Annotated in this window: 13 protein-coding genes; 8 read left to right on the forward strand and 5 right to left on the reverse strand. The window is 35.5% G+C overall.

The features are described from left to right. Window positions 1–19: 19 nt before the first annotated feature. Window positions 20–649, reverse strand: a complete 630-nt coding sequence (locus tag ACFOWA_RS07910; protein ID WP_123205814.1) for a DUF4159 domain-containing protein — start codon at window positions 647–649, stop codon at window positions 20–22. Between the two features lie 181 nt (window positions 650–830). On the opposite strand from ACFOWA_RS07910, the gene ACFOWA_RS07915 reads away from it, so the two are divergent. The 8 genes from ACFOWA_RS07915 (at window position 831) to ACFOWA_RS07950 (ending at window position 12,709) form a co-directional block, all read left to right on the forward strand. After that, the gene (locus tag ACFOWA_RS07915; RefSeq protein ID WP_378983705.1) at window positions 831–1,799 is read left to right on the forward strand and encodes an AAA family ATPase; all 969 of its coding nucleotides are present in this window, start codon (window positions 831–833) and stop codon (window positions 1,797–1,799) included. Continuing rightward, on the forward strand, window positions 1,799–2,686 hold the full coding sequence (locus tag ACFOWA_RS07920; protein WP_378983707.1) for a DUF58 domain-containing protein: 888 nt from the start codon (window positions 1,799–1,801) through the stop codon (window positions 2,684–2,686). The genes ACFOWA_RS07915 and ACFOWA_RS07920 overlap by 1 nt, the downstream gene beginning before the upstream one ends. Window positions 2,687–2,688: 2 nt before the next feature. Further along, window positions 2,689–4,056 (forward strand): BatA domain-containing protein, encoded by a 1,368-nt coding sequence (locus ACFOWA_RS07925; protein ID WP_378983708.1) that lies wholly within the window; start codon window positions 2,689–2,691, stop codon window positions 4,054–4,056. Next, the gene (locus tag ACFOWA_RS07930) at window positions 4,043–6,175 is read left to right on the forward strand and encodes a hypothetical protein (protein ID WP_378983710.1); all 2,133 of its coding nucleotides are present in this window, start codon (window positions 4,043–4,045) and stop codon (window positions 6,173–6,175) included. Before ACFOWA_RS07925 ends, ACFOWA_RS07930 begins: the two co-directional genes overlap by 14 nt. A gap of 2 nt (window positions 6,176–6,177) precedes the next feature. Then, on the forward strand, window positions 6,178–7,965 hold the full coding sequence (locus ACFOWA_RS07935; RefSeq protein WP_378983713.1) for a hypothetical protein: 1,788 nt from the start codon (window positions 6,178–6,180) through the stop codon (window positions 7,963–7,965). A gap of 88 nt (window positions 7,966–8,053) precedes the next feature. Further along, entirely contained in the window at window positions 8,054–9,688 is a 1,635-nt protein-coding gene (locus tag ACFOWA_RS07940; RefSeq protein ID WP_378983716.1) for a TldD/PmbA family protein, read from the forward strand. Between the two features lie 2 nt (window positions 9,689–9,690). Beyond that, entirely contained in the window at window positions 9,691–11,007 is a 1,317-nt protein-coding gene (locus ACFOWA_RS07945; RefSeq protein WP_378983718.1) for a TldD/PmbA family protein, read from the forward strand. Between the two features lie 61 nt (window positions 11,008–11,068). Further along, window positions 11,069–12,709, forward strand: coding sequence for a TldD/PmbA family protein (locus ACFOWA_RS07950; protein WP_378983721.1), 1,641 nt, complete (start codon window positions 11,069–11,071; stop codon window positions 12,707–12,709). A 37-nt stretch (window positions 12,710–12,746) separates the two neighbouring features. Here ACFOWA_RS07950 and ACFOWA_RS07955 read toward each other — a convergent pair whose 3' ends face one another. From ACFOWA_RS07955 to ACFOWA_RS07970, 4 genes are all read right to left on the reverse strand, one after another. Next, window positions 12,747–13,634 carry an SMP-30/gluconolactonase/LRE family protein gene (locus tag ACFOWA_RS07955; RefSeq protein WP_378983723.1) on the reverse strand — a complete coding sequence of 296 codons (888 nt, stop codon included), beginning with the start codon at window positions 13,632–13,634 and terminating at the stop codon, window positions 12,747–12,749. A gap of 255 nt (window positions 13,635–13,889) precedes the next feature. Then, a complete protein-coding gene (locus tag ACFOWA_RS07960) occupies window positions 13,890–14,396 on the reverse strand; it encodes an FKBP-type peptidyl-prolyl cis-trans isomerase (RefSeq protein ID WP_378983726.1) in 507 nt (168 codons plus the stop codon). Window positions 14,397–14,781: 385 nt separating this feature from the next. Further along, window positions 14,782–15,120 (reverse strand): TfoX/Sxy family protein, encoded by a 339-nt coding sequence (locus ACFOWA_RS07965; protein WP_378983728.1) that lies wholly within the window; start codon window positions 15,118–15,120, stop codon window positions 14,782–14,784. Window positions 15,121–15,250: 130 nt separating this feature from the next. Next, window positions 15,251–16,336 carry a ligand-binding sensor domain-containing protein gene (locus ACFOWA_RS07970; RefSeq protein WP_378983730.1) on the reverse strand — a complete coding sequence of 362 codons (1,086 nt, stop codon included), beginning with the start codon at window positions 16,334–16,336 and terminating at the stop codon, window positions 15,251–15,253. Window positions 16,337–16,378: the final 42 nt, after the last annotated feature.

Consider the following 16,378-nt stretch of genomic DNA (forward strand, 5'->3'; position numbering starts at 1 on the left):
TATTTGGTTTTATAATGATTTAACTGTTAACGCCCATGGCGTATAAAATGATGTTGACGCCGAATTTAGTATTGTCTTCGGCTAGAAAACGTTTGTTTCTGAAATCGTAATCCCATTCGCAACCATAATCTTTATTGCTGTACAAAACGCCAATTCTGTTATTAATGGTAATTGCTTTAAGGTAATCGTGAACTAAATCATCACCCCAACCATTTAATTCAAATGATGTTGTTGGGGGACCTTTTTCAAATTTAAAGAATGAATTGTAAATACCGTGGTTATTTGGTATTTTCTTTAAAGCCGTTGGTCCGAACAAATTGCTCATCTGTGTTTCGAAAGAACGGGCAAACAAACCATCAATATCATGATTGCAATCATCAACAAAAACAAAACCACCATTATGTACGTAGGTTTTAAAATTTACTGCTTCTTGCTGACTAAATTGCACCAACTTATGTCCGCTTAAGTAACAAAACGGGTATTTAAATAAGTCTGGACTACTCAATTCTACGATTTTTTCTTCTTCATCAAGCGGAATGGTGGTATATTCTAATAGCGAATTTAATATGTTTGATGGCATGCGCTGATCGGTTTCCCAATCTCCTGAATTGTATTTTATTCTCGCAAATGTAAATTTAGATCTTTGCATCGTCCTAAATTACCGCCAATTTTTATTAATTGAGATTTTTCTTTCGATTATCGTGTAAATTTTTTGATATTCTTTGCTTCTGGTTAAAAATATCTGCCTTTAAGCCCTATATTGAGGCACAATATCTCACTTAATCAAAAAACCAATCATTTTGGAGCGTTCAGAAAACAACCTAAAAATATTGATCGACAAGATCTCATCGTTAAAAAGCGAAATACAGAAAGTAATTGTTGGGCAAGATGTAATAATCGAAGAAATGCTTATTGCTTTAATGGCCGGCGGTCATTGTTTGCTCGAAGGTGTACCTGGTTTAGCGAAAACTTTGATGGTAAAAACCATGTCGCAAGCTTTAGATCTTTCTTTTAGAAGGATTCAGTTTACACCCGATTTAATGCCAACCGATATTGTGGGTACAGAAATTCTGGAAGAAGACCATGTAACCGGGAAACGCTTTTTTAAGTTTAACAAAGGCCCGTTGTTTGCGAATATTGTTTTGGCTGATGAGGTTAACAGAACACCACCAAAAACACAATCGGCACTTTTAGAAGCCATGCAAGAATTTGAAGTAACTTACGGAGGGCAAACTTATCCTTTAGATAGACCATTTTTTATCCTTGCAACACAAAACCCCATTGAGCAAGCTGGTACATATCCCCTACCCGAAGCACAATTAGATAGATTTCTATTATACATAAAAATTGGTTACCCAACTGCTGTAGAAGAAGCACAAATTTTAAGCAGCACAACAGGAAGCAAAAAAGCCGTTATAAATCCCATTATTGGTGCCGAAGAAATTAAAGAATTACAAGCCATAACGAGAGAAATTAGTATTAGCGATGATTTAATTACTTACGTGAGTGAACTCATTCGAGCAACCCGCCCCGATACAACTTCGGTTCCTTTTGTAAAAGAATGGGTACGTTGGGGTGCTGGACCACGAGCCGGACAAGCATTAATTTTAACGGCTAAAGCCAGAGCTTTGTTTAAAGGCAGGTATGCTGTAATTATGGAAGATTTACAAACCATGGCTTATCCGGTGCTTCGCCATAGGGTTTTGATGAATTTCAAAGCCGAAGCAGAAAATGTATCTGCAGATAAAGTTACGGATGAATTGATAAAGGCAATTTCAAAACCCAAAGCAAATATTTAATGAGTAAATTACTCAATCCAAAGGTTTTAATGGCGATTAAAGAACTGAGTTTGTCGGCTAAAATGACAATCGATGGTTTCATGAGCGGCATTAATAAGAGCACAATTAAAGGCGGCGGATTGGAGTTTAGTCAATACCGCAGCTACCAACCCGGAGATGATTTGCGATCGTTAGACTGGAAAATGTTTGCCCGTTCGGATAGGTATTACATTCGCGAATCGGAAGTTGAAACCAATATTGGTGTACGCATTTTAATTGATGCAAGTGCCTCGATGAACCACAGCGATGGCGATTTCACGAAGATTGATTATGCAAAATACCTTGGCGCATCTCTAGCCTACCTGGCGAATTTGCAAGGTGATGCCATAGGTTTATATGTATTCAAAAATTCGGGCATTTTTTCGATGACGCCGAAACAAGATTTTCAGCATTTGGCAAGATTGTTTTATCAGTTGGAAAGCATCAATCCTGACGGAGAATTTACCAAACCCATACATTATAAAGAGCTTTTTGCCGGTACCCAAAAAAGAGAATTACTAATTTTTGTTACTGATTTGTATCAAACCAATGATGAAATAACGCAACTGCTAGATACGTTAAACACGCTAAGACATGAGGTAGTCGTTTTTCATGTGGTATCGCGAAACGAATTGGATTTGGATTTTAAAGGCTACACCACTTTCGAAGATTTAGAAACCGGCGAAACCATACAAATTGATCAGGTGAAAGCCAGAACGGAATACAAAGCAAAGTTTGCAACCTATTTAGAAGAAACGAGGATTAAAATGCTTGACCGCAGGATTTTTTACCGAACCATTTCTACCGACGAACCCTTGGAACAAGCTTTAAGAGATTTTTTAAAACAAAGAAGTAAATTAAGAATTTAACTGTGCAATTTTTATATCCCATAGGTTTACTGGCAATTGCGGGTTTAATTATCCCGGTGGTAATCCACTTGTGGAATGTGAAACAGGGCAAAACTTTAAAAATTGGAAGCATTGCACTTTTAGGCGAAAGCGCTCATGCAAGTTCTAAAAGTTTTAAAATTAACGAATGGCTTTTACTGATTTTACGTTGTTTGCTGATAATTTTAATTGCCTGCATAATTGCACAACCTTTTATAAAAAAACCTTTAACAGGCAAACAAAATGGATGGATTTTAGTAGATAAATATAAATTCCCTACTGTTTTTAAAAACTACAAAAGCACCATCGATTCTCTATTAAAATTAAATTATGAAATACATGATTTTAACATGGGTTTTTCTGCTTTAACATTAAAAGATACAGCAAACCTAGATAGCGTTAAAAAGAAACCTATAAGCTACTCCACACTTTTAAATCAATTAAATGCCATTATTCCTACCGCGAATTCGGTTTATTTATTTGAAAACCATCGATTAAATAGCATTGGAAATGAGCTACCCAAAGTTTCTTATAAATTATTGCGAAAACATTTCAACGAAGCAGATACGCTTGGCAGCTGGATAATTGATTATGCTGGCAAAAAATATGAGGCTAAATCAAATCCATCAAGTACGGTTTACACGCCAATTGCATCCAATGATGTTCCATCAATTCGGGTGAAAATTTACGAATCTTCAGGAAACACTGATAAAAAATACCTTGTTTCAGCACTAAAAGCCATTGCAAGTTTTAGTGGGAGGCAAATTGAAATAAATCCTTCAGGAAAAGTAGATGTTGGTTTTTGGCTTTCAGATCAGGTAGTTTCATCAGATTTTAAATCATCAATTGATTCTGGCGGAACTTTATTTCAATATGAAAAAGGTAAGATAATTCCCGAAGCTTCATTTATCGTTATTGATGGAAAAAACATTGCATCAAGTAAAAGAATTGAAGCCCCAAAATCTTCAGAAACAATTTGGACTGATGGCTTTGGCAATTCAATTTTATCCGCAGAAAAACAAAATAAATTAAACATTCTACATTTCTATAGTCGTTTAAACCCACAATGGAGCCAATTGGTATGGAACGAAACATTTGTTAAAGCTTTAATGCCAATCGTTATTCATGATAATAAAGCTACCAATTTTGGTTTCGAAGATAACGACGCTGACCAAAGGCAATTGGCTAAAAATCAGAAAGAAACCATTCAAGTTTCAACAATAGAAAAAGCAACAAATAGTACCCAAAATAAACCCCTTGGCAATATATTTTGGACAATTGCATTTTTGATTTTCCTTGCCGAACGCATATTAACTTTCAGTAAAAAAACCACAAATTATGTTAAAAACTGAAGGACAAAATTGGATTCATAACCTACGTAAAAGGTGGACAATGCTTTATGTGCTACGCATACTTGCGATTGGTTTAGCCATTGCTTTGGTTTTATCAGCCTTATTAATTTACATATTACAACTACCAATTTGGATATTCGCTGTAGTTTTGCCACTGGTATTAGCCGTTGCACTATTTATTAAACCAATTTGGAAAACCACTGATAAAGACTTTTCCAGATTTGTTAATAACCGCTATCCAGAACTAGAAGAAAGTGCAGATTTGCTACTTAAAAACCCAACAGAACTCTCGATGTTGCAACAATTGCAGCGAAATAAAATAGAAAAAATTATTCCACTAATCCAACAACCAACAGAGCCTGTAAAGAAATTATACATCGGCCTGGTTATTCTTTTAGCAGGTATTTTAATGAGTTTCGGCATTACAAAAATTCCGCAAATACAAAAGAAATATCAATCTATAGGTGAGAATCCAAAATCTGTTACGGTTACAAAAGAAAATGTTTTGCCAGAGATTTCTAGTTTGCAAGCTACCATTATACCACCTGCTTACACCCGAAAACCAGAACGAAAACAAAAAGAATTTACCATAAAGGCCGAAACAGGATCAAAAATCAATTGGAAAATAGAAACCAACATCAGCATTAAAACCGTTAAAATAATTTTTAATGATAAGGAAATTGTATCGCTTAAAGCCCAAAATGCAGATAAAAAGGATTGGTTATACTCAAGAACAGTTTTAAAAGCTGGTTTTTATCAATTGGTTTTAGATGGTAAAAAATCAGATTTATATCAAATTGACATCATTCCAGATTTGCCGGCAACTATTAAAATCACGCATCCCAAACAACATACAACAATTGATGTTGGCCAACCGCAAAAAATAAATTTGAAAGTTAATTTAAGTGATGATTATGGCATAAACGATGCCTTTATATCAGCTACGATGGCAAGTGGTAAAGGCGAAGGTGTAAGTTTTACCGAGAAAAAATTAACTTTTAATACCAATTTTAATAACCAGAAAAACATCGCATTAAGCAAACAAATTGATTTGAAAAGCTTAGGCATGAAGCCTGGAGATGAGCTTTATTTTTTTATTAAAGCAATGGATAATCATGGTCAATCGAGCCGCTCTGATGTTTATTTTGTTTCTATTGTAGATACCACAGAATTGATGAGCATGGCCGGGATGACGAATGGTGTAAACTTGGTTCCAGAATATTTTCGTAGTCAAAGGCAAATTATTATCGATACAGAAAAGTTATTAAAAGAACAATCAACTCTATCTGGCGAAGCATTTAAAACCAGAAGCAACGAATTGGGGATAGACCAAAAACTCTTGAGGTTGCGTTACGGACAGTTTTTAGGTGAAGAAAGTGAAACGGAAATTGGCGGCAACCATGAAGATCATGATGAACATGCTGAGCACAAAGGTGAGGAAGAAAAATTTGGAGATGTAACTTCAATTATGGACAAATATGCCCATAAGCATGATATAGCCGAAGATGCAACGTTTTTTGAACCTGAAATGAAAGCGCAGTTAAAAGCGGTGTTGACTGAAATGTGGAATTCCGAATTGCGTTTAAGAACATACAAGCCTCAAGAAGCCTTGCCTTTTGAATATAAAGCTTTGCGGTTATTGAAAGATTTACAGCAAAAATCGAGGGCATATGTAGCTAAAACAACTGTTAAAACTGCTTCCTTAAAACCCGAAAAACGTTTAAGTGGAGAGCTGGACAAGATTACGCAACCTGTTCAAAAAATGTCTTTCGAGCAGAAAGAAAAAAGGACATCGAATTTAAAAACAACATTATCGCTGTTAGAGAGCAGAAGAAGTGGTAAAAAATTTATCGAAGGCGATATTTATTTATTGAACGAAACGGAGAAATATATGATTGGCGCTGCAGCCGATAATCCTGCAACTTATTTAAATGCTTTAACCAGTTTAAGAAAATTAACTTTAAATAATACAGCAAAGCAAATTGATATCGATTTGGTGCAAAAAGCAATACAAAAAATGATAAAAGGCGATGCCGCCAAGCCTCAAATGCAAAGTGCACAACCTGTTTCTTCCTTGTATCAAAATTATTTTAACAACCTTAACAAAGCAGGGCGATAAATATGGATTTTAAATACATCGTACTTATTTTATGCTTGCTATTGTTGCTTTTTTTATTGTATAAGGAAATTGCTCGGGTAAATAAAGCAAGATTAATTTGGAGAATTATAGCAAGCACAATAGCAGTAATTTGCTTCGCTTGCTTTATTATTCCGATAAAATATAAAACTCAATTAAAGCAAAATACGGATGAAATTATTTTAATATCTGCTGGCACAAATGCAGATTCTATTTCAAAATTAAAAGGCAACAAATACGCATTAGCATCTGCAAATTTTACCAATTACAAAGCCATTCAAATTCCAGAACTCTCCTATTTTCTGGCTACAAACAAAAACATCAATAGATTAAATGTTTATGGCTTCGGTTTTACTAATGAAGAACTTAAGTTTTTAAATGGTTACGACTTAAAATTTCACCCATCTCAATTGCCTGGCGGAATTATTTCTGCAAACTGGCAGCCTAAAATAAAAACTTCCGAACAATTAATTGTTCAGGGAATTTATCAAAATAGTAATAGCCAGAAGGTAAAATTATTTCTGAAAGGTTTAGGAAATGCTATAGACTCTGTAATTGTTGAATCGAAATCAAACAAAAAATTTTCTTTTAAGAATCAGCCTAAACAAATTGGAAAAGCGGTTTATCAATTAATTTCGCTGCAAGGTAACGATACTTTAGCTGTCGAACCTGTCCCCTTTCTGGTTACTGAACAAGCGCCGATGAAGGTTTTAATTTTGGCTTCTTATCCAGATTTTGAGTACAAATTTTTAAAGAAATGGTTATTTGAAAATGAGTATCCGTTAGCTTTTAGAAGTCAGATAAGCAAAAATAAATACAGTTCGGATTTTTTAAATATGGATGGCTTTAATATGAGTCAAATTAATTCTTCATCGTTAAAAAAGTTTGATGTATTAATTATTGATGAGGAAGAACTCGTTGCAATTGGTGCAAACGAAAGAACAGCAATTGACAATGCCGTGAATAGCGGAATGGGCATTGTTATCAGAGTTTCCAATCCAAAACCTGCAACAACATTAAGTGGAAGATTTGGCCGATTTGAATTGCCTGCCACAAAAGATAAAATACTGAGCTTAAGGCTTAAAAGCAGTAATTTTAAGTTTGCCAAATTACCTGCAGAACAATCATTATTTATAAAACCTAGCTTAAACGATCAACCAATTCTTGTTGATGCAAACGGTAAAACATTGGTTAACAGCAGCATTAAAGGCTCTGGAAAAATTGTTGTTTCTTCCATTGCAGCAACCTTTAACTGGATTCTTTCTGGTAAAACGAATGATTACACAAGGTATTGGTCGGAGGTTTTATCCAGTGCAGCGAGAAAAAAACCAGATAATCAATCGCTTAAAATTTCACCACAATTTCCTGCAGTAAATCAGAAAACCAATATTATCGTAGATTTAGGTTCATCGCAAAAAATTCCGACATTAAAAATCGATAGTATTAATTTATCCCCGCGACAAAACATCGAAATTCCTTTTCAGTACGATGCAGCTTTTTGGGCAGAAAAAGATGGTTGGCATAATTTAAGGGTAAATGAAAGTACCGAACCCATCTACATTTATAAAAAAGAAGACTGGCAAGCGTTAAAAAATCAGCAGAAAATAAACTCAACTGCAGTGTTTGTTAATAATCAGGGCAAATCAAACAATGAAAACATTACTAATAATGTTATAAATGAAGAAGAAGTATCAATCTGGTGGTTTTTCATAGCATTTCTATTTGTATCATCATACTTATGGTACGAATCCCGAATTTTAAATACCAAATAACAATTGAAACTAAAATGTTATAAAGCAAATTGACTTTTTAACGGCATTAATAGCTATCTTGGAATCGTAAACCCCTAAACTAAACCAATTGAAAAGAAAAGATTTCCTCTATTTATCCGGAATGGGTATGGGTGCTTTAATGCTGCCCAATCTTTCCGCATTCGGAACTCCTATAGATCCACTGCAAGCGCTGGACGGAGTTGATGTAAGAATTAAAAAAGAATTAGCCGATATTGCACTAAATGCTGCAAAATCTAAAGGCGCAACCTATGCAGATATTCGCATCGGCCGTTACTTAAACCAGTTTGTTGCTACACGAGAAAAACGTGTTCAAGGTGTTGCAAATACCGAATCGTATGGTGTTGGAATACGTGTTTTAGCTAACGGATGCTGGGGTTTTGCCGCCACCAATAACGTAACTAAAGATGCTATTGCCAAAGCTGCAGAACAAGCTGTGGCCGTTGCAAAAGCAAACTCAAAAATTCAGGGAGAGCCAGTACAACTTGCGCCACAAAAAGGTTATGGTGAAGTAAGCTGGAAAACCCCAATCGAGATTAATGCATTCGAAGTTCCTGTTAAGGAGAAAGTAGATTTACTTTTAAACGTTAATGATATTGCCATGCAAAATGGTGCTAACTTTGTTAATTCGGTAATTTTTGCTGTAAACGAACAAAAGTATTTTGCTTCTACTGATGGTTCATACATCGATCAGGATGTGCACCGCATTTATCCAAATTTCAACGTTACCAGAATCGATAGAGCATCCGGTCAATTTAAAACCCGTAACTCTTTAAGTTCGCCAATGGGTAAAGGTTACGAATACATGAATGCTCGTCCGGAAGATAAAGTTAGCGGAATTGTAACCCGTTACAAAGGTCGCTACGATATGCTTGAAGATGTTAAGGAAGCGGCTCGTGTTGCCTCTGAGAAAATCAAAGCAAAATCGGTTGAGCCGGGTAAATATGATTTGGTTTTAGACCCATCACACCTTTGGTTAACCATTCACGAATCTGTTGGTCACCCAACTGAATTAGACCGTGTTTTAGGATATGAAGCAAATTATGCGGGTACAAGTTTCTTAACATTAGATAAATGGGAATCGAAAAAATTCAAATTTGGAAGTGATAAAGTAAATATTGTTGCAGATAAAACTCAGGTTGGCTCTTTAGGTGCAGTTGGTTACGATGATGAAGGTGTAAAATGTAAGAAATGGGATTTAATTAAAGATGGCGTTTTGGTAAATTATCAAGCCATTCGCGATCAGGCACACATTATCGGCCTAAACGAATCTCAAGGTTGCTGCTACTCTCAAGGTTGGGATGATGTTCAATTCCAACGCATGGCCAATGTTTCACTTCAGCCCGGAAAAGAAAAATTAAGCGTTGATGATATGATTAAGAATGTTGAAAAAGGTATTTATATCATTGGCGACGGTAGTTTCTCCATCGACCAGCAACGTTACAATTTCCAATTCGGCGGACAAATTTTTTATGAAATAAAAGACGGGAAAATTGTTGGCATGCTTAACGATGTTTCTTATCAAGCCAATACGCAAGAATTCTGGAATTCTTGTAATGCAGTTTGCGATGAAAGTGATTATCGTTTAGGTGGTTCATTTAACGATGGAAAAGGTCAGCCTTCTCAAAGTAGTGCAGTTTCTCATGGTAGTTCTACCGCGAGATTTAATGGAGTTAATGTTATAAATACAGCAAGAAAAATATAATTATGGCCATATTAAGTAAAGAAGAAGCCCAGGCGATATTAAAAAAAGTGGTCGGCTTTTCTAAAGCAGATTTCTGCGAAGTAAGTTTAAGAGGTTCTGATGGCGGTAATATTCGTTATGCCCGAAATGCAGTTTCTACAGCAGGACAAATCAGTACAATGAGTTTAGGTGTTAGCTCAACTTATGGTAAAAAAACAGGTTCGGCAACGATTAACGAATTTGATGATGCATCATTAGAAAAAGTGGTTAGAAGAGCAGAAGAATTAGCCATGCTTGCTCCGGAAAATCCTGAATTTATGCCACTTTTAGGCCCTCAGACATTTCCAGAATCTAAAACTTTTAATGCAACTACCGCAGCAATGACGCCCGATACCAGAGCAGAGATGGTTGGCAAAAGTTTAAGCGTATCAAAAGCAGCAGGTTTAGATGCAGCAGGTTTCTTAGAAAACTCTACAAGCTTCAATTCGGTAATGAACTCAAAAGGTTTATTTGCCTATAATAAAGGTACTAATGTTTCTTTTTCGGTTACGGTTAGAAACAAGCAAGGAACAGGATCTGGTTATGTAGAACAAGATTTTAACGACTTGGCTAAAATGGATACGCTTGCTTTGAGTAAAATTGCTGCAAGTAAAGCCAATGGTTCTGCAGGTGCAAAAGCAATCGAGCCAGGAAAATATACTGTTATTTTAGAACCGCTTGCTGCAAGTGATATTTTAGGTAATATGTTTAGGGGTTTCGATGCCCGAAGTGCCGATGAGGGAAGAAGCTTTATGAGCAAAAAAGGTGGCGGCACACGTTTAGGTGAACAATTGTTCTCAGAAAATGTAAATATCTATTCAGACCCAATGAATCCCGAAATTCCTTCTGCAACTTGGAGTGGCGATGGTTTACCTGTTAAAAGAACGCAATGGGTAGAAAAAGGTGTGGTTAAAAATCTGGCCTATTCAAGATATTGGGCTTCGCAAAAAGGTGTAGAACCACTTCCGTTTAGCCGTGGTGTAATTATCGAGGGTGGTAATCAATCCCTAGAAGAATTGATAAAAAGCACAGAAAAAGGAATTTTAGTAACCCGTTTTTGGTATATCCGTTCGGTTGACCCACAAACATTATTGCTTACAGGATTAACCCGTGACGGTACTTTTTACATCGAAAATGGCGAAATAAAATTCCCGATTAAAAATTTTAGGTTTAATGAAAGTCCGGTTATTATGTTAAACAACGTTGAAGCATTGGGTAAACCGGTAAGAACAGGTAGTGGTTTAATTCCACCAATGAAAATCCGAGATTTTACTTTCACATCTTTATCAGATGCTATTTAAATAATTTAAACAGCGGTGATTATGTCTCCGCTGTTTTTTTACCCTCTAAAATTTTCAAAAATTGAGAAGAAGAGATTTTTTACATATGACAGGTGTTGGACTTGGTGCAACCATGATACCCAACATTCCTGCTTTTGGCAAAATTATTTCCGTTGAAGAATCTTTAACACCTGTTGATGTTGCTTTAAAGAAAAAAATGGCTGATGTCGCACTTAACGCAGCAAAAAGCAAAGGCGCAACCTATGCTGATGTTCGCATTGGAAGGTATTTAAACCAGGTTGTTGCTACCAGAGAAACCAGGGTTGAAAACATTTCAAATTCAGAATCTTATGGTTTGGGTGTTCGGGTTATTGCCAATGGAAGTTGGGGTTTTGCTGCAACCAACAATATGGATAATGCCAGCATTGCAAAGGCTGCCGAAGCTGCCGTTGCCATCGCAAAGGGCAATTCAAAGTTGATGGAAGAACCTGTACAATTGGCGCCACAAAAAGGATTTGGTGAAGTAAGCTGGAAAACACCAATCGAAATTAATGCATTTGAAGTTCCAATTAAAGATAAGGTAGATTTATTATTAAAAGTAAACAGCGAAGCAATGAAAGGCGGTGCCAAATTCATCAATTCGAACCTGTTTATGATTAACGAACAAAAGTATTTCGCTTCTACTGATGGTTCTTATATCGATCAGGATATTCATAGAATTTGGCCAAATTTCACATTAACCAAAACAGATTCTGCCAGCGGCAAATTTGAAACAAGAAGTGCCTTAAGTGCGCCAATGGGAATGGGATTTGAATATTTGAACCCAAAAGATTCAGAAAAAATTAAAGGCGGACCAGTAACACTATACAAGAAGCGTTACGATATTTTAGAAGATGTTCGCGAAGCGGCAGTTCATGTTGATGAAAAATTAAAAGCCAAACCTGTTCCACCAGGAAAGTACGATTTAATTCTAGACCCATCTCACCTGTTTTTAACCATACACGAATCTGTTGGTCACCCGACTGAATTAGACCGTGTGTTAGGTTACGAAGCAAATTATGCAGGTACAAGTTTCCTAACACTAGATAAATGGGAATCAAAAAAATTCAATTTTGGAAGTAAAGAAGTAAACATTCTTGCCGATAAAACTGAGGTTGGTTCTTTGGGTGCCGTTGGTTATGATGATGAAGGTGTAAAATGTGGCAACTGGGATATTATAAAAGATGGGATTTTGGTTAATTACCAAACCATTAGAGACCAGGCTCACATTTTAGGATTGAAAGAATCGCAAGGTTGTTGCTATGCCGATAGTTGGGATAGTATTCAATTTCAGCGAATGCCAAATGTTTCATTAGCACCAGGAAATGCGGCTTTAAGTGCAGCAGAAATGGTTAAAAATGTAGAGAAAGGCATTTACATGTTTGGCAGAAATTCGTATTCTATTGATCAGCAGCGTTATAATTTCCAGTTTAGCGCACAACTTGCCTACGAAGTTAAAGAAGGCAAAATTGTAGGCATGTTTAAAGATGCGGCTTACCAGGCAAATACACAAGAATTTTGGAATTCATGTGTTCAGCGCTGCGATAAAAATGATTACCGCTTAGGTGGAACTTTTTCGGATGGCAAAGGTCAACCCGGGCAAGTAAGTGCGGTTTCGCATGGTAGTGCCACCACCCGCTTTAATGGCGTTAATGTTATTAATACCGGTAGAAAATTAGGATAAAATAAATTGCCAGTTGATACAACTGGCAATTTATTTTCTATTCAACTCCTTTTGCAGTTGTTACAATTTTATAAAGCGATTTCGATGCAGTAATAAATAAAATATTTCTGTCTTTTCCGCCAAAACAAATGTTTCCGCACCAATTTTCAGGCACATCTATATGCCCTATCTTATCGCCAATTGGGTTGTAAATATCAACTCCCTTTCCTGTTATGTAAATATTCCCATTGCTATCCAAAGTCGTACCGTCCGAACCTTGCTTTAATAATAACTGGCGATTGCTTAGGGTAGCATCTTTATTAATTACATATTTATAAGTTACATCAGCAACTCTATCTGCTACGTATAAATACTTTCCATCGGGTGTACCCACAATCCCATTTGGTCTTGTTAAACCTTCGGCAACAACAATAGCAGTCTTTTTTCCTTTCGGGAGATAATAGACCTTTTCGCCAACAATTTCTGGCGATTTTCTCGTCCAGTAATCGCGTTGGTAATATGGGTCGGTAAAATATATTCCACCTTTTTTATCCAACCAAATATCATTCGGACCATTCACTTTCTGCCCCTCAAAATCTGAGAATAAAATAGTTACCTTTTTATTTTTATCGATACACCAGATTTCATTATTTTCATCAGCACAAACAATTAGGTTTCCCTTTTTATCAAAATAGGTTCCGTTTGCCCTACCCGATTTATCCATGTACAAACTTAAATTACCATCAATACCATATTTCCAAATTTTATCATTGGGTTGGTCTGTAAAGAAAATATTTCCTTCTTTATCAACCGAGGCGCCTTCTGTAAATTTAAATTGCGAAGAAATAAGCTTTAAACTATCCTGAACAAAAATTGGATTGGTAGATTGAGCAAAAGAAAACGAGTAAAGCGACATAAAAATCGAAATAAATAAATATTTTTTCATTGGATGATATTTGGTATCACAAGGTGACTAATTAACATCTCTATTGCAAGTAAAAAGTAATTTGAACATGTTTATGGCTTTTATAAAGAACCATGGAAAGAATTGCTTCCAAAATTAATGACCTCAGTGATTCTTAAATAAATTGCTTTTATGGTAGAAAATGGGAATGACTGGTTTGAAGGTAAAGCAAAACAAGCCTTTCCGAAAATCGAAAAGGCTTGTTTTATTAGTTAGAAAACTAATGATATTAACTTATTAGTGACCAGAATGACCATCAGCTCCATGAGCATGACCGTGAGCCAATTCATCTTGTGTAGCCTCGCGAACGTTCAAAATTACTCCGGCAAACATTAGGTTTTTACCAGCCATCGGGTGGTTTAAATCAACTGCAACCGTTTCATCATGAACTGCAGTTACACCAGCTCTAAACTGATTTCCTTGATTATCTTGCAACGGAATAACATCTCCAACAGCCGGTACTTCACCACCCGCTTCGGTAAACATGCTTTTTGGTAAATCAGCAAATGCACCTGGATCTAATTCTCCATAACCATCAGCAGCAGATAATTCGAAGCTATATTCATCGCCAGTTTTTAAACCAGTTAAATGCTCTTCAAATTTTGGCAACATCATGCCAACACCATATAAAAATACTAAAGGATTTTGCTCATCAGCTTTTTCAACAAAAACTTGTTGTCCTTCTTCGTTAGTAGTATGCAATTCGTAAGTTAACGAAACTACTGAGTTTGATGAAATATTCATTTAAATTAATTTATTGTAAATACCCTAATGCTTCCTCAACAGTTTTAACCGGCAAATGGCATGTTTTTATTTCGGCAAATATATCTTAATTGTTTTTACGCTCGAGACGCAAAGATAGCCTAATTATTAGTTTAACAAAAAAAGTGTTTAATTGTTGGGTAGTAAAAATAAAAATTAAAACTACTGCGAATTTGGATGAAATGATTGGTTACTAAACCTGGCTATTGAATGGGAACTTGGCTTTCAAATAGGTAATCTTATTACAAAAGCCGAATTTATTTCTAGAGTAATTAGAAAAATATTTTTATATATACATTTCAGCCCTACGTTTTCAAACCCTTTTTAGGGGTTCATTGCTCTTTATCACTTATTTTTTAAATAAAATTTACTTTTTGTCTTTGGCTTTATTTTTTTTAAGCTTCGGTTCTGGCAATTCATCCACAGTAACTTTTATTAAATTTCTCAGCCATTCCCTATCGTCTATTTTTTCTTCAATTAAAAAACTTGGTTTTGCTCCTGGATATGGTGATGCTTCAACAACTTCATTTATATATGTTCTTCCCGATTGAGTAGGCTTAATAAATAATTTATTGTCACAAATAAGAGCAAATAATTTATTGTCAAAATACAGTCCGAACTCACCAAACATTTTTTTGCTTGTAAGCTGTTCTGAGAAACCAATTTGATCTATAATAAAATCTACAAATTTCTGCTCTGATGCCATGGATAATTTACTTTAATTTGAAATTGATTAATGTTGATGCGGAGAACTATTGTTTGAGTAACCACTAATGTATTTTCTTAGAACTGAATCAGCACTTTGTCCAAATCGATGTTATGCATTTGCGATCTATTTAATATTTCCTTTCGAAAGAGCTTCCGTTGAACCAATATACACCACTTGGATTTGCTCCTCCAAACCACAATTCGCCTTGTTTGCTTTTGTATATCGTCCAAATGTGTTGACTTTTAAGTCCGTCGTCTTTAGTAAAATTTTTCATGGAATTACCATCATATTTCCATACACCAGAAGCTACAGTCCCAAACCAAATATTTCCTGCAGTATCTTCTCCAATTGAAAAAGCCTTTTCAAGAGAATTGCCTTTCGTAAACTCCTTTTTCAATTTAAGTTGTGCGGTGAAATTGATCACTTTTTTTCCATCATATTTCAAAACGCCCATTCCATTATTACCAATCCAAAGATTTCCTTTCCTATCTTCAATTATACTTCGAACATGCAAAGAACCAGTTTCTGCGTCTAGCCCAAGATATGCATTGTCTAGTATTTTAAAACTTGAGCCATTGTATCCGATTACAGCGCCGTAAGTTCCAAACCACACCATTCCATTTTTACCTTTAACAAATGGTGTTGAAATGTAATATTTAAAGCCATCTTCAGGTTTAGTTGTAACAGGAAATAAACGATAGGAAAGTTTTTGTCCGTTATATTGATACACGCCCGGGGAAGCTTCCAGTTTATTGTAGCCTTCAATTCTATCGCCTTTGAACCACAGATCATTTGCATTTAACGTCCATTCAAGCTTTGAACTGTAATCCCGATCTTTGTAAATAGCCATTTCCTTACCATTAAAAGTACTCAATCCTCTTCCACATTCAAACCAAATAATGCCATTTTTATCTTCATAAATATTCCTTACCTGGTTGTCACTTAATCCGTTTTTTGTTGTGAAATATTGGAGTTTACCATTATTTAGCAAACATACCCCTTCATTATAACTACCAAACCAGATATTTCCTTTACTATCTTCTAAAATTGAACGAACGCCAGTTGTGAATTTTAATAATTTACCATCGGTTTTAGTTTGTCCTATCAGATTTTCCTTATTTGATTCACTTTGATTGCAGGAAGAGTTAGTTACAATAATCAAAAATGTGCAGCAAAGGATAAAGATGATTTGGCTGTCTAATTTTACTTTCATTGAAAGGGTGTTTTTAATATAATGCACAACTCTCGAATACAC

Origin of the sequence: Pedobacter lithocola (assembly GCF_042650845.1) — a bacterium.
Lineage (GTDB): Bacteria > Bacteroidota > Bacteroidia > Sphingobacteriales > Sphingobacteriaceae > Pedobacter > Pedobacter lithocola.

Excerpts from the sequence above, each read along its gene's own strand:
- ACFOWA_RS07930 (WP_378983710.1), top strand. The coding sequence starts at position 4,043 with ATGTTAAAAACTGAAGGACAAAATTGGATTCATAACCTACGTAAAAGG.
- ACFOWA_RS07965 (WP_378983728.1), bottom strand. The coding sequence starts at position 15,120 with ATGGCATCAGAGCAGAAATTTGTAGATTTTATTATAGATCAAATTGGT.
- ACFOWA_RS07955 (WP_378983723.1), bottom strand. The coding sequence starts at position 13,634 with ATGAAAAAATATTTATTTATTTCGATTTTTATGTCGCTTTACTCGTTT.
- ACFOWA_RS07910 (WP_123205814.1), bottom strand. The coding sequence starts at position 649 with ATGCAAAGATCTAAATTTACATTTGCGAGAATAAAATACAATTCAGGA.
- ACFOWA_RS07935 (WP_378983713.1), top strand. The coding sequence starts at position 6,178 with ATGGATTTTAAATACATCGTACTTATTTTATGCTTGCTATTGTTGCTT.
- ACFOWA_RS07920 (WP_378983707.1), top strand. The coding sequence starts at position 1,799 with ATGAGTAAATTACTCAATCCAAAGGTTTTAATGGCGATTAAAGAACTG.
- ACFOWA_RS07945 (WP_378983718.1), top strand. The coding sequence starts at position 9,691 with ATGGCCATATTAAGTAAAGAAGAAGCCCAGGCGATATTAAAAAAAGTG.
- ACFOWA_RS07960 (WP_378983726.1), bottom strand. The coding sequence starts at position 14,396 with ATGAATATTTCATCAAACTCAGTAGTTTCGTTAACTTACGAATTGCAT.
- ACFOWA_RS07970 (WP_378983730.1), bottom strand. The coding sequence starts at position 16,336 with ATGAAAGTAAAATTAGACAGCCAAATCATCTTTATCCTTTGCTGCACA.